The organism is Halomonas lysinitropha (assembly GCF_902500215.1).
Taxonomy (GTDB): Bacteria; Pseudomonadota; Gammaproteobacteria; order Pseudomonadales; family Halomonadaceae; genus Halomonas; species Halomonas lysinitropha.
The window spans coordinates 106,645-124,288 of sequence record NZ_CABVOU010000039.1 but is presented as its reverse complement, the minus strand read 5'-3'; the positions used below and the strand labels follow the sequence as shown (position 1 = coordinate 124,288).

Sequence of the window (17,644 nt, the reverse complement as noted above, 5' to 3'; positions counted from 1 at the left end):
CGTCTCTCTCGGTTGGGTCGGAATGGTTCTGGTTATCGATCGGTCTGCGCCTCAACCACGGCGAAAGCGCTCATGTTGGTGATGCCCCGCGCCGTCACCGTTCGGTTGAGCACTTGAACCGACTTGGCGGCCCCCAGGAGGATGGGGCCCACCGCCACGCCGTTGCCCAGCACCTTGAGGGCGGAAAAGGCAATGTTCGCCGCGTCCAGATTGGGCATGATCAAGAGGTTGGCTTCGCCCTCGAGGAGCGAATCGGGGAGGATGCGCCCGCGAACGCCCGTTGACAGCGCCGCGTCGGCCTGCATTTCACCATCCACCACCAGGTCCGGTGCACGCTCCCGAATCAGCGCCAGGGCCTGGCGCATCTTCTGGGCACTCTCGAAGTCGTCACTGCCGAAATTCGAGTGGGAGACCAGCGCCGCCCGAGGAGTGATGCCGAAACGGCGGACCTGTTCCGCGGCCAGCAGGGTGATCTCAGCGATCTGGCTGGCATCGGGGTCGTAATTGACGTAGGGATCGGCAATGAACAGCGTGGCCCGTTCGAGGATCAGCAGTTGCAGGGCAGCCGCCGTGCTGACGCCCTCACGCAGGCCGATGACATCCAGCACCAGCCCCAGGTGCTCGCGGTAGGTGCCCACCGGGCCGGTGATCATGGCGTCCACATCGCCGCGGCGCAGCAGCAGCGAGGCCAGGATGGTGGCGCGGCTGCGCACTCTTTTCTCGGCGGCATCCGGTTGAATGCCCCGACGGCCCATCAGCCGGTGATACTCGCCGGCCAGTTCGGCGTAATGGGGATAGTCCTGGGTGTCGATCAGTTCGAAATCGACGTCGACCTTCACCGGCAAGCCCAATTCCTCGATGCGCGCCTCGATGACCGCACGGCGGCCGATCAGCACGGGCTTGGCATAGCGCTGACTGACGCAGACCTCCATGGCACGCAGGACACGTTCGTCCTCGCCTTCGGCGTACAGCAGGCGGAGGGGGTTCTGTCGCGCCCGCTCGAACACCGGCTCCATCACATTGCCGGAGCGATAGACCAGCTTGGACAGCGAGCGGGCATAGGCGTCCAGGTCCGCGATGGGACGGGCAGCCACCCCGCTCTCCATGGCGGCCTTGGCCACCGCCGGCGGGATGGTGTCGATCAGGCGCGGGTCGAAGGGCTTGGGCAGGATGTACTCGGGGCCGAAGGTCATCGCCTGCCCGCCATAGGCCACCGCCACCGTTTCCGGCACCGTGGTGGTCGCCATGTCGGCGATGGCCATGACGGTGGCCAGCTTCATTTCCTCATTGATGGTGGTGGCGCCGCAATCCAGCGCACCGCGGAAGATGAAGGGGAAGCACAGGACGTTGTTGACCTGGTTGGGGTAATCCGAGCGCCCGGTGGCGATCACCGCATCGGGTCGTACCGCCTTGGCCTCCTCCGGCATGATTTCCGGGATGGGATTGGCCATGGCCAGGATCAAGGGGCGATCAGCCATGGTCGCCACCATTTCCGCCTTGAGCGAGCCCCCGGACGAGAGACCGAAGAAGACATCGGCCCCGTCGACGGCATCGGCCAGGGTGCGGGCCTCGGTCTGGACCGCATAGCGTGCCTTGTACTGGTCCAGGCCCCCGGCACGGTCAGTGTGGATCACCCCGCTGCGGTCACAGACCAGGATGTTTTCCTTGCGAACTCCCAGGGCCACCGCCAGATCCAGACAGGCCAGGGCCGCGGAGCCCGCGCCGTTGCACACCAGGCGGATATCGGCGAGGTACTTGCCCACCACCCGCAGGCCGTTGAGCAGCGCGGCCGCCGTGACGATGGCGGTGCCGTGCTGGTCGTCATGGAAGACCGGAATATCCATCCGCTCACGCAGGCGCCGCTCGATCTCGAAGCACTCCGGCGCCTTGATATCTTCCAGATTGATGCCGCCGAAGGTGGCCTCCAGGCCGGCGACGATGTCGATGAACTTGTCCGGGTCGCGCTCCTCGATCTCGATATCGAAGACGTCGACATCGGCGAACTTCTTGAACAGCACCGCCTTGCCTTCCATGACCGGCTTGGAGGCCAGGGCGCCGATGGCGCCCAGGCCCAGCACCGCCGTGCCGTTGCTGACCACCGCCACCAGGTTGCCGCGGGCGGTGTACTCGGCCGCATTAAGGGGATCACGCTCGATCTCCTCACAGGCGGCGGCCACACCGGGTGAGTAGGCCAGCGACAGATCGCGCTGACTGGCCATGGGCTTGATCGCCTGGATCGCCAGCTTGCCGGGGCGGGGATATCGATGGTACTGCAGGGCGCTCTCGCGCAGATCGTCTGCCATGTGCTTGGCCTCACTAGCGTGCACTCGCATCGACAGCGGCTTCTGATGGCCACCTTGCCGATCTCGTTGTCGAACTGCTCTCGGGCCGATTCCCTTGGCCGAACCTCCCTGCCCCGGGCTCGGCGCGATCAGCCGGTAGACTTCAAGCTAGTCGAAAGGTGAACGGCCCTGCCAGTACCTCGAGTGTCGACGACGCCTGCGTTGAAAATTGATCCGCAAGATCCGGTCCACCGGACCTTGCTTCAACGCCGGTAGAGGGAAAGCGGCCTGATCAGATCAAGACGGAGCAACGAATTTTTTTGAAAACCATAGAATGCGGGGTGCTGAAAATAAACATATAAGAATATATAGATGTCACTCAGGCCATTGCGGGGGATGGTTGAATTTTTGTGCTTCTGTAGACCGATAATTAGCAAAGGACAAGGTTACGCTGTCGGCCAGAATCGATCGTTGAGCTTATCCTGATATAAAGACTGCCATCAGTTGCGCGAGGTGGGAGCGTCGACTGGATGACATTTTTCAGCACTAACGTCGAACTTTCCAATGGCCTGGTTCCCGATGAAGGTTCATTACGGCAATAATAAGTAGCATCTCTTCCTCCTCGGAGTACAGCACCCCATAGGGGAATCTTCGAACCAAAGCCCGTCGAATATCACCGTCAAGTATCGGCCACGCCCTTGGATACGATACTGCTCGCTGGACAGCAGAAAAAACCTCAACAGAAAGATCGTATCCGAGGCCAGGCTCAATTTCCTCGTAATAGTCAACAGCTTCACGAAGTTCGCGCTCGGCATCGGGGTGGAAGCGGAAACTCATCGCGATCGCTCACCCCAGATTTTCTCGAATACCTCCTGACCCGGGACGGCCTCCACCTTGCCGGAGCGCACGTGTTTCAAACGCTCCCGCGCCACTGAGGCCCACTTCTCATCAATTCTTGCCTCAGGGGGGTTGAGACTACGAAGGAGAGAATCAACCACTAGTGCACGCTCTTCCACCGGGAGAGCCTCTGCCTTATCAATCAGGTCTTTGATACTCATAAAAACCTCTCCTATGAACTCTGTTGTTACTGCCGAACAGCGTATTAGACGGCGTGCTCGATGTTCTTTCGCGCAGCAAGCAGCGCTCCCACAAGCGCCCTTTCGGCACTGGCAGAACCTTATGCTGATTCATACAGCCTCGCCTGAAAGCCGATGAAGACTTCGCGGATATTCTCGACGCTGCCGAGTTCAGCGATGGCGTCGGTGGGGGTCTGGTACTTGAGTTCGATCAGCCGGGGCAGCTTGTCCTGGGCGAGTTCGCCGACGCCATCCTGGATGTAGTGGTCCAGCACGAAGCCGAGGAATTCACGCTGGCGGTAGTCGTAGTCGGAAAAGAGCCGTTCTCGTTGGCTGGCCACGCGCTCCTCGCGGCTGAGCGGCGGCAGCGCGAAGGCGATGTAGGCCAATACGTCGAAGAGATCGCTGTTCTCGGCATCGACCAGGCGGCCGATCTCGCGGAGCTGCTCGCTGCCGTAGCCCTTCTCGGCCAGGGTATCGAGCAGCGCCTGGCGGGTGTCCGGTCGGCTCCAGAGCCGGCGCAGTTCATCCTCGTCGTGGAAGAGTGCGGGGAGTTCACCGAACAGCTGCCGGATGAAGTCAGCGGCCGACATCGGCTTGCCGTCCGGGCTCCAGAAGGTGGTGGCGCTCATGTGCTGGAGCTGGCGGAACTTGCCCGGCGCCAGTTCGACCTCGACGACCGCCTTCCCTACTCCGCCACATTGGCAAGGCGCCTCGCCGCACACCGGGCAGGGTGCCGGCGGTTCCTTCTCGCAGGTACAGGGGCGATTGCCGCAGGCCTCGCAGGGCGAGGGCGGGCTGACCAGACAGACGCAGGGCGTTTCGCCGCAGCGGGCGCAGGGCTCGGGCGCGACCGGGTCGCCGTCCCACTCCGGGTCGTTGAAATGCTCGTAGGCGCGAACGAAGTCGAGGATGGTGAAGTAGTCTTTGCCGTCGAACAGGCGGGTGCCGCGGCCGATGATCTGCTTGAACTCGATCATCGAGTTGACCGGGCGCATCAGCACGATATTGCGGATGTTACGGGCGTCCACGCCGGTGGAGAGCTTCTGCGAGGTGGTGAGAATGGTGGGGATGGTCTTCTCGTTGTCCTGGAAGCGGCGCAGGAAGCGTTCGCCCTCGGCGCCGTCGTCGGCCGTCACCCGCACGCAGTAGTTGGGCTCCGGGCGGATCTTGAACTGGTTGATCAGGTCGCGCACCGCCAGGGCGTGGGCCTGGTTGGCGCAGAACACCAGGGTCTTTTCCCGCGGGTCGATCATCTCCATGAACACCTGCACCCGGTACTGTTCGCGCTCCTTGATCGTGATGATCTGGTTGAAGTCGGGCTCTGCGTAGCGCCTGCCCTCCTCTACCTCGCCCTGGACCACCTTGTCGTCGGGCGTGTAGACGTAGTCGTCCAGGGTGGTGGCGATCTGGCGGACCTTGAAGGGCGTCAGGAAGCCGTCGTTGATGCCCTCCTTCAGCGAGTAGACATAGGCCGGCTCGCCGAAATAGGCGTAGGTGTCGGTATTGGTGCTGCGCTTGGGCGTGGCGGTCAGGCCCAGCTGCACCGCCGGGGCGAAGTACTCGAGGATGGCCCGCCAGCTGCTCTCGTCGTTGGCGCCGCCGCGGTGGCACTCGTCGATGATGATCAGGTCGAAGAAGTCCGGCGGGTAGTCGCCGAAGCTGGGCGCCGGGTTGCCCTCCTCGTCGCGGCCGCTCATGAAGGTCTGGAAGATGGTGAAGAAGAGGTTGCCGTTCTTGGGCACCCGGCCCTGCTTGCGGATGGCGTCCGGCACGATGCGCACCAGGGCATCCTCGGGGAAGGCGGAGAAGCAGTTGTAGGCCTGGTCGGCGAGGATGTTGCGGTCGGCCAGGAAGAGGATGCGCGGGCGGCGGCGCGTGTCGTCATCGCCCTGCCAGGCCGCCAGGTTCCAGCGGCTGTGGAACAGCTTCCAGGCGAGCTGGAAGGCGATGGCCGTCTTGCCGGTGCCGGTGGCCAGCGTCAGCAGTACGCGAAGGCGCCCGGCGGCGATGGCCTCCAGGGCCTGGTTGATGGCGTTGTGCTGGTAGTAGCGCGCCTGCCACTGGCCGCCGTTGTCGTGGAAGGGCACCTCGCCGAAGCGCTCGCGCCAGGGGTTCGGCACGGGGAAGGTCTCGGACCAGAGCGCCTCCGGCGTGGGATAGCCGGAGACCGGGCCTTCCTCACCGGAGTGCATATCGACCCGGTAGAGTCCGAGGCCGTTGGTGGCATAGGCGAAACGCGCCCGTAGCCGCTCGGCATAGCGCTTGGCCTGTGCCAGACCCTCGGTGACGGGAAGGTCGCGCTTCTTGGCCTCGATCACCGCCAACTTCTGGCCCTTGTAGAAGAGCACATAGTCGGCGATATCGCCGCGGATGCGCTGCCCCGCCCCTTGAAGCCGCCCCAGGGTGATCATCTCGCGCCGAACCCGGCTGCCCGCCACCACGCCCCAGCCGGCTTCCTTGAGGGCGGGGTCGATCAACTCGGCGCGGGTATCGGCTTCGTTCATGGGTGGCATCCTTGGGTGCATTCCCTGGCGTTCTTAAGTGCCCTTCAACCCACTATCTCGATTCGGCGGCGGCTTGTCCAACCTCTAGGTCAACGTGTAAGAAATCCTTACAGGTTGCTCGGCAAAGGGTCACTTGACGATGAACTACCGAGGAATACTCGGCAGTTGCCAAGTATCTGGCGCGACCTAATGAGCCTGCTCGGCCCCAGTTGTTGCATTTTTTGCAACAACTGACCATGCAGCTCATCAGGCAATGTGCATATTTTGCACATTGCTTTTCTCGTCCGGCTCGGCTTGTCTCTCCGTCGGTAGGCCCGGTAAGCGCCAGCGCACCGGGCGTGGGATGGTGGCACCGCAACGCCTGATGCGCCTCCGGCTTATCAGGCCTACATCCTGGTCGGCCTCCTGGTAGATAACAATGGGTGCCTGACTGTTATCGCTCATGCCGTCACCTCCTCCACCGCCGCCTCGGCACTCTTGGCCGTCAGCTCGCCGGAGAAGGCCTTCTGAAGCAAGGACTGCTTCAGCTCGGCGAGGGCGGTGAGCTTTTGCTGGTAGATTGCTTCAAGACGCTGCGCTTCATTTCTCAGGTTATCTATCTCTGCCGCTATGCGAGACTGTTCACTCAGGTCAGGCAGCCTGACAGGCAACGACTTGATGATGCCCATGTTGAGGCCCGCCATGATCGAGCCCTTGGCATGCTTTTCCAGGTATTCACGCGCCATCGGATGGTAGAGGAAATAGCTGTGCAGAAACTCTGGCAGACAGCGCTCCTGGTCGAGCGTGATGCAGCATAGATGTTTGGTGTTGATTGCCGTGGGGATATCATCCGGAACGATCGCACAGCGACCACAGGTCCCCATTATGGTGATAATCACGTCGCCCGGCTTGACCGTATAGCGCTTCATCTCTTCATATTTTTTCTCGCTAATGAAGCGACTTTTTCTCCAAGCGAATTCATTATCGACGGCATTGTCGATACCGAGCACGGCAATGCCTTCATCCACAAACTCACTATGCAGCAGCTGGCTACCGAAAGGACCCGTTCTGATAGCTCCCTTCTTGGGAAGGGCAAGCTCTTCGACTTTGGATCTTCCCCAACCCTTGGCATCAGGATCACCAAATACATGATGCACAACCGAGGATTCGAAAAGCTCCCGGGCATTGCCAAGGTTCTTTTCGATATTGGCAATGACCGTATCGATCCCTTCAAAAGCCTCATCAAGGATAGCGACAAGGCGCTTTTGCTCATCTAGGTCAAGCAGAGGAATCCTCAATCCTTTAAGCACTTCTGTCTGCAGGCGGTGAACCGTCGCGCCTCTTGTAACTTTCTCTAAAAGTAGACTTTCTTGGCTTATTAAAAAATAGTAAAGAAAGGAGGAAGATATGCGACGGGAAGGGATGATTGCCTTGATATCCTGATTTACAGTCAGTTCAGACGAAGCTATGGATATTGGCACAGTCCTTGCCAATATTCCTGATCTGACGACTAGGAGGAGGGCGCACTCAGGTATAATTGATATAGAGCTATTTGAAACACCATCCTCAGTCACTGTATCAATAGATGTGCTGATATATGTTGACTTCATATCTTTGGGCGACACCCAAAGAATTTCACCTCCCCAATATGCAGGTTTATTTTTCGAAGGCGTCCCGCCTCCCTTGAAGGTTGCAACTTCCGCTAGCCGAACTTTATCCCACCCTTCCCTCATAACATCCCCCGAATGCCTTCCAGGATCTCCTCGGCCTCGCGGTCCAGGGTCTCGATCTCGTTGATGATCACTTCGGGGTCGCGCAGCGGCGCCGCCTCGGCCTTGTTGGGGTTCTTCGCCGAGAGATCGAAGGTCTCGCGGTCCAGGTCGTCGACGCTGACGCGCCAGGAGTTGTCGGAATCAGCGAAGGTCGCCTGCAACGCGACGAATTCGGCCAGGTCGTCGTCATTGAGCGGGTTGGTCTTGCCCAGGCTGCGGCCGGGGTCGAGCTGGTAGTACCAGATGTCGCGGGTCGGGGCGCCCTTCTCGAAGAAGAGCACCACTGTCTTCACGCCGGCGCCGAGGAAGGTGCCGCCGGGGCAGTCGAGCACGGTGTGCAGGTTGCAATTTTCCAGCAGTTCCTGGCGCAGCGCTTTCGAGGCGTTGTCGGCGTTGGAGAGGAAGGTGTTCTTGATCACCACCGCGGCGCGGCCGCCGGCCTTCAGGCGCTTGATGAAGTGCTGCAGGAAGAGAAAGGCCGTCTCGCCGGTCTTGATCGGGAAGTTCTGCTGGACCTCCTTGCGCTCCTTGCCGCCGAAGGGCGGGTTGGCAAGTATCACGTCGAAGCGGTCCTTCTCCTGCAGGTCGGCGAGGTTCTCGGTCAGGGTGTTGGTGTGCACCAGGTTGGGCGCCTCGATGCCGTGCAGGATCATGTTCATGATGCCGATGACATAGGGCAGGCTCTTCTTCTCCTTGCCGTAGAAGGTATGCGCCTGGAGGGTGTCGAGCTGTTGGGTGGTGAGCCGGCGCGGCTCGTCGCTTTTGAGCCCGTAGCGCAGGTAGTCGTGGGCCTCGCAGAGGAAGCCCGCCGAGCCGGCGGCGCCGTCGTAGATGCGCTCGCCGATACGGGGGTCGATCACCCGGACCATGGCGCGGATCAACGGGCGCGGCGTGTAGTACTCGCCGCCGTTGCGCCCGGCGTTGCCCATGTTCTTGATCTTGGCCTCGTAGAGGTGCGAGAGCTCGTGCTTCTCCTCCTGGGAGCGGAAGGTCAGGCCGTCGACCAGTTACAGGGCATCGCGCAGGCTGTAGCCGCTCTGGAACTTGTTGCGCACCTCCGAGAAGATCTCGCCGATCTTGTATTCGATAGTATCCGGCCCGCTGGCGCGCTCGCGGAAGCCCTGCAGGTAGGGGAAGAGGTCGCGATTGACGAAATCCAGCAGGTCGTCGCCGGTCAGGGCGCTGTCGTGGTCCAGGCCGCCGTCGCGCTTGCGGGGTGCGGCCCAGGTGGACCACTGGTAGGGCGTATCGATGATGAAGTCGAAGGCCTTGCCGGCCAGGGTGGCGTTCATGGCGCGCCGCTGCTCGAGGTCGTCCAGGTACTTGAGGAAGAGCAACCAGGAGGTCTGTTCGGTGTAGTCCAGCTCGGTGGCGCAGCCGGCCTCTTTCCAGAGCACATCGTCGATGTTCTTGAAGGTCTGCTCGAACATGGGGGTCGCGGGTCCTTGCGAAAAAACGTGGGAGTAATGCTACGCCGCGGCATCGGGAGGCGCCAACTGCCGGTGAAGGAGAATATCGCGCTGCAAGCAGTGCTCCTACGAGACCGGTTCGCGCTGCAGCAGCGCTCCCAAGAAGACCCGCTGTGAATAGGGCCGCGCAAGGCAAGACCGGATAGATTGGGCAGCGTAACCGGCCTCTCCAGCACCCGGGCCCAGAAAAAATCGATTCTCGCGAAAAAAGATGTGAACCGAAACCTGACGAGTAACGACCCATCAGGGAAGCAAACGAACTAAGCTCAAGTCTGGTGTATGGCTCTACCCTCCAGGCTCTTTCACAACCAGAACCCCAATCGGGAGCAATAAAAATGACAATATTCAACCACAAGGCTCAGGCAACGGCGCTACTGTTTACCACGCTCATGCTGGGGGTATCCATGTCCAGCCATGCCCTTTCACCCCAGGCAGCCATGGAACAGGGACTGATAGATGAACCGAGGACGGAGTACAGAATAGAGTGTATGGACGGCACCCTATTTTTAACCTTCTTCCCGACTTCAACCATCTGTGATGGACATGGCGGTATAAACGCTTCCGGGGGTGGCGGGATTGGCGGAGGCAAGGGGGATGTGGGCACTGTCATCGGCGTCGATAACAACCCCACCGGGATGCGACTGGGCAACAACCCCGTCGGCGTCAAGCTCGATAAAAGCCGCCGAATCGCGGCTCCCGTACAAGAGTAGAACTCCAGCCGTTCCAATAAACCCAGCGAATGATTCCCCGGTCTTCAAGTCCCCTACCCCGGCCCCTGCGCCGGGGCTTTCATGTCCATCCGCGGAAGGCGGCCCTCGAACAGTGCAAACTGCGCCTCTATCTGGCTCAGCATATGCTCGCGGAAGGCAACGACGCGCCGGGCGTGCCTCAAATCGGGGTGGTAGAGGAGCCAGAGGCCGAGGTCGAGCAGCGGATCGGGGTCACAGAAGCGCTCCAGGGCGGCGTTGCTGTCGCCCATGAAGCAGGGCAGGTAGGCCAGCCCCAGCCCCTGCTCCAGGGCGGCGACGGTGAGCAGGGTGTCATCGACGAAGAAGCTGTAGGAGTGATCCGGGCAGGCCTTGTGTGTCCAGTCATGGTGAAAGCCGCAACACTCCACCCCCAGCCAGCGGGGCGATTCGCCCGAGCCGCGCAGCTGTTGCAGGTAAGCGCTGCCGCCATAGACGGTGGAGGCGATGGTTGTCAGCCGGGCGCCGATCAGGGTGTCGACCGGATCATTGGTCAGGCGGATGGCGATATCGGCCTGGCGCTCGGCGAGGCTGACATACTTGTTGGAAACTTCGATGTGCAGCTGGATATGCGGATTCTTGATGCTGAAACTCGCGAACATCGGCATGAGTACCGTGGAGGCCATGTTGTTGATGGCCGAGACATGCAACTCCCCCGCGAGCAGACAATCCTGGTTGCCCATGGTGCCTTCGAAATCGAAGATCTCCATTTCCATGCGGGTAGCGGAGTGCTTGAGTTCCTCGCCGGCCGAGGTCAACTCGTAGCCTGATTTCTTCCTGTTCAGCAGCCGGGTTCCCAGGCTCTTCTCCAGCACCAGCAACCGGCGGGAAACCGTCGAATGCTGCACGTTCAGCCGCCTGGCAGCACCACTGATGGAACCCTCTCGGGCGACGGTCAAAAATATCCGCAGGTCATCCCAGTGCATGAGAACCCCCGGCATGTGCATTTTTGCCAATCCGGTGTCGATTTATCGCGATTGAGACAACAGTAGCCCCCGCCTACTCTTCGAACAAGCAAATAATTGCCTATAAGGAGAGCCGCCATGACCGTTATCGCGAAAGAATTCGATCCCATTGCCTTCAAGGAAACCACCCGGAAACAGTGGGATAACGCTGCCCAGGCCTGGGACCAGTGGGGAGGCTTGCTGAACCGCTGGTTGGGGCCGGCCACCGAGCTGATGCTGGACATGACCGACGTATCGCGAGGAAGACGTGTGCTGGATGTCGCGGCCGGTGCCGGCGAACAGACACTGGCCGTAGCACGCCGCGTGGGCCCCGAAGGGTATATCCTTGCCACCGATCTCTCCGAGGGAATCCTGACTCTGGCAGCCGTCAATGCCATCCGGGCCGGCTATACCCATATCGACACCCGGGTCGTCGACGGAGAGATGCTTGACGACTTGCAGGACGAACCCTTCGATGCGGTCATTTCCCGGGTGGGGTTGATCTACTTTCCCGACCAGCTGAAGGCGCTGAAGGGGATGCGCCGTTGCCTGAAGCCCGGCGGACGAGTCGGCGCCATGGTCTATGCCGATGCACCGGCCAATCCCTTCTTCTCCATTCCCGTCGGCATCATTCGCCGTCGCGCCGCCCTGCCCCCACCGCTGCCCGGCCAACCGGGACCCTTCAGCCTGGGTGACCCGGACGTCCTGTCCCAGCGCCTCGAGGAAGCCGGCTTCCACGACATCGAGATCGCCCGGGTACCGGCACCCCTACGGATGGAATCGGCCCTCGAGTGCATGCAGTTCGAGCAGGAATCCTTCGGAGCCCTGCACCAGATGCTGAGTGGCCTCTCGGCCGTCGAACAGGATGATGCCTGGGCGGAGATCGAGGAGGCGCTGAGCCAGTTCGAACAGGATGGGAAGTTCGAAGGGCCCTGCGAAATGCTGGTAGCCGCGGCCACCAGGTAGGATTTTCCGAGCCAGTCAATGATTCGCCATGGGGAGAGCGTCATGACCACGATAGCCATCGTTCAGGAACCGCCGGTCTTTCTCGATCGGGAAAGGACCATCGAAAGGGCGGCAGAGCAGGTGCTCAAAGCCGCCGACCAGGGCGCCGAGCTCGTGGTCTTCCCGGAGACCTACATCCCGGGCTATCCTGCCTGGATCTGGCGGCTGAAGCCAGGGGGTGACTGGGGGTTGTCGGAGCAGCTGCACGCACGCCTGCTGGACAACGCCGTGCAGCTCGAATCCGGGCAATTGACCCCCCTGCTCGAGGTAGCGAGGGAGAGGCAGGTGACCATCGTCTGCGGGATAGAGGCGCGTGACGAGGATGCCAGCCGCGCCACCCTCTACAGCGCCGTGCTGACCATCAGCCCCGAGGGTCGAGTGCAGAACTGCCATCGCAAGCTGATGCCCACCAACCCGGAGCGCATGGTCTGGGGCTTCGGCGATGCCCGCGGGCTCAAGGTCGTCGACACCCCGGTGGGCCGGGTGGGGGCGCTGATGTGCTGGGAAAACTTCATGCCCCTGGCCCGCTATGCCCTCTACGCCCAAGGCATCGACCTCTACATCGCACCGACCTACGACAGTGGCGAGAAGTGGATCCGCAGCCTCCAGCATATCGCCCGGGAAGGCGGCTGCTGGGTGCTGGGTGCGGGTGTCGTGCTGCACAGGCAGGACCTTCCCGCCGACTTCCCCGAGATCGAGCGGCTCTATCCCGATGCGGACGAATGGATCAACCAGGGCGATTCCGTGGTCATCTCGCCCACCGGCGACATTGTGGCCGGCCCGCTGCATCAGGAGACCGGCCTGCTGCTCGCCGATATCGATATCCGCCAGGTGGCTGCCGCCAGGCGCAGCCTCGACATCGTCGGGCACTATGCGCGTCCGGACATCTTCACGCTGCAGGTCAACACGCGGGCCCAGCGCCCGGTCGAGTTCAATGAATAGCATCGGAGCCCCCGGCCACTCAGGCCAGGGCTGTAGCCGCGCTGGAACTGGTTGCGCTCCTCCAAGCCTCATGAACACTTGAAGGGCAACATGGAATCTCCCACAAGGCCCGCCTCGCAAAGCAGGCTTCTCCCGGGAAAGGGCGGGGGATGGCATGGTATGCTCCCGGGGATATCAACCGGCATCCCTGCCGACCTTCGAGGAGAGCAACATGGCCAAGGCAAGCGCACGTCATATCCTAGTGGACAGCGAAGCGAAGTGTAACGAACTCAAGTCGGAGATCGAGGGCGGACGCGACTTCGCCGAGGTCGCACGCGAGCACTCTTCCTGCCCTTCCGGCAAGCAGGGCGGCGAGCTCGGCACCTTCGGCCCGGGCCAGATGGTGCCGGAGTTCGACAAGGTGGTGTTCGAGGGTGACGTGGGCAAGGTGCACGGCCCGGTGAAGACCCAGTTCGGCTACCACCTGCTGGAGATCACCGACCGCAACTGAGCACCCGTCGCGTTGGAGTCGATGCCGTGCATGGCCACCATGCACGGTTTTTCTTGTACAACCCCTGTATCACCCCGCCAGTCGCGTTAGACTAGGAACCCCAGCGATCACCACAGGAGGAGCCGCGATGAACGACGAGGCCTTTCAACACAGCATCCGCAAACTGCTGAAAAACGTGGGCGTCACCACCCAGCAGGAGATCGAGAAGGCGGTGCAACAAGCGCTTGCCGACGGGCACCTCAAGGGTGACGAGCGGCTGCCGGCCCGGGTCACCGTGGAGGTGGATGGCCTGAGCCTGGCGCTCGATTTCGACGGAGACATCACCCTTGAGTGACGCGCCAATGATCCGGGTCGAGGGGCTCTCGAAGACCTTCTCGGATGGCTTCAAGGCGTTGGTGGATGTCGACCTCAGCATCCAGCGGGGCGAGATCTTCGCCCTGCTCGGCCCCAATGGCGCAGGCAAGACGACCCTGATCAGCGTGATCTGCGGGCTGGTCAACGCCAGCCGCGGCCGGGTGCTGGTGGATGGCCACGACAACGTCGACGACTACCGCGCCGCACGGGAACTGATCGGCCTGGTGCCCCAGGAGCTGACCAACGAGGCCTTCACCACGGTGTGGGACACGGTTAGCTTCAGTCGTGGGCTGTTCGGCAAGCCACAAGACCCGGCACATATCGAGAAGGTGTTGCGTTCCCTGACCCTGTGGGAGAAGCGCGACAGCCGGCTGCTGGAGCTCTCCGGCGGCATGAAGCGCCGGGTGCTGATCGCCAAGGCGCTGTCTCACGAGCCTCAGGTGCTGTTCCTGGACGAACCCACCGCCGGTGTGGACGTGGAGCTGCGCCGCGAGATGTGGGAGGTGGTGCGCAGCCTGCGCGATCAGGGCGTGACCATCATCCTCACCACCCACTACATCGAAGAGGCCGAGGAGATGGCCGACCGCATCGGCGTGATCCGCCGCGGGGAGATCGTGCTGGTAGAGAACACCCACGCGCTGATGCGCAAGCTCGGCAGCAAGGAGCTGACCCTGCACCTGCAGGAGCCGCTGGAGGCCGTACCCGAGTCGCTGGCGGGCCACGGCCTGGAACTCGCCAACGAGGGCCATGCGCTGGTCTACAGCTACGATGCCGCCCGCCAGGAAGGGGGCTCGTCGATCTCGGGGCTGCTGGCCGACCTCGAGGCAGTGGGACTGCGGGTCAAGGACCTGCACACCCGCCAGAGTTCCCTGGAGGATATCTTCGTCAGCCTGGTCCAGGAGCGCGCATGAACCTGCAATCCGTGAAAACCCTCTACCTCGCCGAGATGGCGCGCAGCCTGCGCACCGTGCTGCAGAGCATCGTCTCGCCGGTGATCTCCACCTCACTCTACTTCGTGGTATTCGGGGCGGCCATCGGCACCCGGATCAGCGAGGTGGATGGCGTCAGCTACGGGGCCTTCATCGTGCCGGGCCTTATCATGCTGATGCTGCTGACCCAGAGCGTGGCCAACGCCTCCTTCGGCATCTTTTTTCCGCGCTTCTCGGGCTCGATCTACGAGATCCTCTCGGCGCCGATGTCCTATGTCGAGGTGGTGATCGGCTATGTCGGCGCGGCTGCTACCAAGTCGATGGTCCTGGGATTGATCGTGCTGGCCACGGCGCGGCTCTTCGTGCCCTATTCCATCGAGCACCCCCTGATGATGCTGGTCTTTCTGGTACTCACCGCCACCACCTTCAGCATGCTGGGCTTCATCATTGGCATCTGGGCCGACGGCTTCGAGAAACTGCAGCTGGTGCCGCTGCTGGTGATCACACCGCTGACCTTCCTCGGCGGCACCTTCTACTCCATCGACATGCTGCCGCCCTTCTGGCAGACGGTGACCCTGGCCAACCCGGTGGTCTACCTGATCAGCGGCTTCCGCTGGAGCTTCTACGGCATCAGCGACGTCAGCCCGTTGGTCAGCCTGCTGGTGATCCTGCTGTTCCTGGGGTCGGCGCTGGCGGTGCTGCGCTGGATCTTCAAGAGCGGCTACCGGCTCAAACCGTAAAAGCCAACTCGATCCCGGAATTGCTGAAGCGATACTCTCCACTAGAGCCCTTCCTCTGCCCCCTCGAAATGAAGGGGGCACGCTGACACCGCCCTTGGCTATGCTGTGCCTTGATGCTTAGCAATCTGGAGGTGCTGCATGGCCCGCTTGAGCCGATCCGTTTCCCTGCTCCCCGCAATGTTGCTGCTGGGCGCCACTCCTGCCATGGCCGAACGCGTAGGGGTCATGGTGCTCGATGCCTCCGGCTCCATGTGGAATCGCATGGAGGGCGACATCACGCGCATCGAGGTCGCCCGTGACGTGATCGACGAGTATCTCCAGGATCGCGATCCCGAGGTGCCCCTGAGCGTGCTGGCCTATGGCCACAACCGCCGGGGCGATTGCGGGGATATCGAGGTCATTGCCGCCATGGAGCTCCAGGATGCCGATACCTTGGCGGACCAGATACGTGCCCTCAATCCCCAGGGCATGACACCGATCGCCGACAGCCTGCGTCTCGCCGCCGAGCAGATTCCCCGCCCTGCCGAGGCCGCCGACATCATCCTGGTGACCGACGGGTTGGAGACCTGCGACGGCGACCCCTGCGCCGAAGCGGCGCGGCTGGCGGAACAGGGACTGGCGATTCGCGCCCATGTGGTCGGCTTCGGGCTTACCGACAGCGAGGTCCAGCAGCTTTCCTGCGTGACCGAGCAGACCGGTGGAGAGCTCTTCCAGACCAACTCCGGCGCCGAGCTGGCTAGCGCCCTGAGCCAGGTGGAGCAGGCCGCCGCGGAACCCGCTCCGGAACCCGAGCCGGAACCCGAACCGGCACCTCCCCCCGCCGCCGAGCTGACCGCTCCCGACGAGGCGCCGGCGGGCTCCGTCATCGAGGTCGCCTGGACGGGACCCGATGACGACCGGGACTACGTGACCATCGTCGAGGCCGGGGCTCCAGCGGGCAGCTACCTCGACTACACCCGCACCAGCCGGGGATCGCCGCTGACCATCACCGCCCCGGATGCCCTGGGCAACCACGAGATCCGCTACGTGCACCAGCAGAGTGGCGAGACCCTGGCCAGCCACCCCATCACCCTGACACCGGTGGAAGCCAGCCTCTCCGCCCCCGAGGAGGTCGTGACGGGCTCGCAGATCGAGGTCGAGTGGCAGGGCCCCGACAATCCCCGGGACTACGTCACCATCGTCGAGGCCGGGGCGCCCGAGGGCAGCTACCTCGACTACACCCGCACCAGCCGGGGGTCGCCGCTGACGATCACCGCCCCGGATGCCCTGGGCAACCACGAGATCCGCTACGTGCTCCAGCAGTCCGGACGTACCCTGGCCAGCCATCCCATCAACCTGATCCCGGCATCTGCCGACGTCACCGCGCCCGAGGAGGCCGTTGCGGGCTCGGTGATCGAGATCGAGTGGGAAGGCCCTGACAACCCCCGGGACTACATCACCATCGTGGAGGCCGGAGCCCCCGAGGGCAGCTACCTCGACTACACCCGCACCAGCCGGGGTTCACCGCTGACCATTACCGCCCCGGATGCCCTGGGGAACCACGAGATCCGCTACGTGCTCCAGCAGTCCGGGCGTACCCTGGCCAGCCAGCCGATCACTCTCATTCCGGCATCCGCCAGTGTCACGGCGCCCGAGGAAGCCGTCGCGGGCTCGGTGATCGAGGTCGAGTGGGAAGGCCCCGACAATCCTCGGGACTACATCACCATCGTCGAGGCCGGGGCCCCCGAGGGCAGCTACCTCGACTACACCCGCACCAGCCGGGGGTCGCCGCTGACCATCACCGCCCCGGATGCCCTGGGCAACCACGAGATCCGCTACGTGCTTCAGCAGTCAGGGCGTACCCTGGCCAGCCAGCCGATCAGCCTGGTTCCCGCCACGGCGCAATTGATGGTCAACGAGCCCATCGTGCCGAGCGGCGAATTCCAGGTGGAGTGGGTGGGCCCCGACAACCCCCGGGATTACATCACCATCGTCGAGGCCGGGGCACCGGAAGGCAGCCATACCGACTATGTGCGTACCAGCAGAGGTTCGCCGGTCACCCTGGATGCCCCGACAGAGCCGGGTGACTACGAGGTCCGCTACGTGATCCAGCAATCGGGAAGGACCCTGGCCAGCGAGCCGGTCAGCGTGGGGGCCGGTGAGGTCAGCCTGGCCATCGAGGGCACCCCCGAGGCCGGCGGCGTGGTCACGATCAACTGGCAAGGGCCGGGACGTTACGAGGATTACATCCAGATCGTCGAGGCGGGCAGTGCCGCCGATGCCGACGCCATCCGTGAGGCCCGGGCCAGCCAGGGCAGCCCCGTGCAGCTCTTCGCTCCCAGCTCAGCCGGCGACTACGAGGTCCGCTACAAGGCCTCGGACAGCGGTGAGGTACTCGAGCGGATTAGCTTCAGCCTGGAGTAACGGACT

At 62.7% G+C, this 17,644-nt stretch carries 16 protein-coding genes and 1 pseudogene; 8 read left to right on the top strand and 9 right to left on the bottom strand.

The genetic code is table 11. The features are described 5' to 3' along the window. Positions 1-32 precede the first annotated feature (32 nt). From HALO32_RS12145 to HALO32_RS18135, 8 genes and pseudogenes are all read right to left on the bottom strand, one after another. The gene (locus HALO32_RS12145) at positions 33-2,303 is read right to left on the bottom strand and encodes an NADP-dependent malic enzyme (RefSeq protein ID WP_151444135.1); all 2,271 of its coding nucleotides are present in this window, start codon (positions 2,301-2,303) and stop codon (positions 33-35) included. Between the two features lie 525 nt (positions 2,304-2,828). Next, on the bottom strand, positions 2,829-3,119 hold the full coding sequence (locus HALO32_RS12140; RefSeq protein WP_151444134.1) for a type II toxin-antitoxin system RelE/ParE family toxin: 291 nt from the start codon (positions 3,117-3,119) through the stop codon (positions 2,829-2,831). Continuing rightward, positions 3,116-3,340, bottom strand: coding sequence for an addiction module protein (locus tag HALO32_RS12135; RefSeq protein WP_151444133.1), 225 nt, complete (start codon positions 3,338-3,340; stop codon positions 3,116-3,118). The genes HALO32_RS12140 and HALO32_RS12135 overlap by 4 nt, the downstream gene beginning before the upstream one ends. Before the next feature lie 119 nt (positions 3,341-3,459). Further along, positions 3,460-5,865, bottom strand: a complete 2,406-nt coding sequence (gene hsdR / locus HALO32_RS12130; protein ID WP_151444132.1) for an EcoAI/FtnUII family type I restriction enzme subunit R — start codon at positions 5,863-5,865, stop codon at positions 3,460-3,462. A 440-nt stretch (positions 5,866-6,305) separates the two neighbouring features. Further along, a complete protein-coding gene (locus HALO32_RS12125; protein WP_233279920.1) occupies positions 6,306-7,325 on the bottom strand; it encodes a restriction endonuclease subunit S in 1,020 nt (339 codons plus the stop codon). 96 nt (positions 7,326-7,421) lie between these two features. Beyond that, positions 7,422-7,577, bottom strand: a pseudogene (locus HALO32_RS18305) (restriction endonuclease subunit S); the annotation flags it as partial. Continuing rightward, positions 7,574-8,611 carry an HsdM family class I SAM-dependent methyltransferase gene (locus HALO32_RS12120; RefSeq protein ID WP_225810030.1) on the bottom strand — a complete coding sequence of 346 codons (1,038 nt, stop codon included), beginning with the start codon at positions 8,609-8,611 and terminating at the stop codon, positions 7,574-7,576. The pseudogene HALO32_RS18305 and the gene HALO32_RS12120, both read right to left, overlap by 4 nt. A 12-nt stretch (positions 8,612-8,623) precedes the next feature. Then, a complete protein-coding gene (locus HALO32_RS18135; RefSeq protein ID WP_225809979.1) occupies positions 8,624-9,046 on the bottom strand; it encodes a type I restriction-modification system subunit M N-terminal domain-containing protein in 423 nt (140 codons plus the stop codon). 374 nt (positions 9,047-9,420) lie between these two features. Here HALO32_RS18135 and HALO32_RS12115 point away from each other — a divergent pair, with 374 nt between their 5' ends. Beyond that, positions 9,421-9,795 carry a hypothetical protein gene (locus HALO32_RS12115; protein WP_151444130.1) on the top strand — a complete coding sequence of 125 codons (375 nt, stop codon included), beginning with the start codon at positions 9,421-9,423 and terminating at the stop codon, positions 9,793-9,795. A gap of 53 nt (positions 9,796-9,848) precedes the next feature. Here the strand turns inward: HALO32_RS12115 and HALO32_RS12110 are convergent, their stop codons facing one another. Beyond that, positions 9,849-10,757, bottom strand: a complete 909-nt coding sequence (locus tag HALO32_RS12110; protein WP_151444129.1) for a LysR family transcriptional regulator — start codon at positions 10,755-10,757, stop codon at positions 9,849-9,851. A 117-nt stretch (positions 10,758-10,874) separates the two neighbouring features. Here HALO32_RS12110 and HALO32_RS12105 point away from each other — a divergent pair, with 117 nt between their 5' ends. The 7 genes from HALO32_RS12105 to HALO32_RS12075 all read left to right on the top strand — a co-directional run bounded on the left by HALO32_RS12105 (position 10,875) and on the right by HALO32_RS12075 (position 17,638). Continuing rightward, positions 10,875-11,741: a class I SAM-dependent methyltransferase gene (locus HALO32_RS12105; RefSeq protein WP_151444128.1), complete on the top strand. Its 867-nt coding sequence runs from the start codon at positions 10,875-10,877 to the stop codon at positions 11,739-11,741. 42 nt (positions 11,742-11,783) lie between these two features. Beyond that, positions 11,784-12,722 carry a carbon-nitrogen hydrolase family protein gene (locus tag HALO32_RS12100; RefSeq protein ID WP_151444127.1) on the top strand — a complete coding sequence of 313 codons (939 nt, stop codon included), beginning with the start codon at positions 11,784-11,786 and terminating at the stop codon, positions 12,720-12,722. Positions 12,723-12,933: 211 nt separating this feature from the next. After that, positions 12,934-13,212: a peptidylprolyl isomerase gene (locus HALO32_RS12095; protein WP_151444126.1), complete on the top strand. Its 279-nt coding sequence runs from the start codon at positions 12,934-12,936 to the stop codon at positions 13,210-13,212. A 127-nt stretch (positions 13,213-13,339) separates the two neighbouring features. Then, complete coding sequence (locus HALO32_RS12090; protein WP_151444125.1) at positions 13,340-13,546, top strand: DUF6494 family protein; 207 nt, start codon at positions 13,340-13,342, stop codon at positions 13,544-13,546. Between the two features lie 7 nt (positions 13,547-13,553). Beyond that, entirely contained in the window at positions 13,554-14,477 is a 924-nt protein-coding gene (locus tag HALO32_RS12085) for an ABC transporter ATP-binding protein (protein ID WP_151444552.1), read from the top strand. Further along, positions 14,474-15,235 carry an ABC transporter permease gene (locus HALO32_RS12080; protein ID WP_151444124.1) on the top strand — a complete coding sequence of 254 codons (762 nt, stop codon included), beginning with the start codon at positions 14,474-14,476 and terminating at the stop codon, positions 15,233-15,235. The genes HALO32_RS12085 and HALO32_RS12080 overlap by 4 nt, the downstream gene beginning before the upstream one ends. Before the next feature lie 138 nt (positions 15,236-15,373). Then, on the top strand, positions 15,374-17,638 hold the full coding sequence (locus tag HALO32_RS12075) for a vWA domain-containing protein (RefSeq protein ID WP_151444123.1): 2,265 nt from the start codon (positions 15,374-15,376) through the stop codon (positions 17,636-17,638). Positions 17,639-17,644 lie beyond the last annotated feature (6 nt).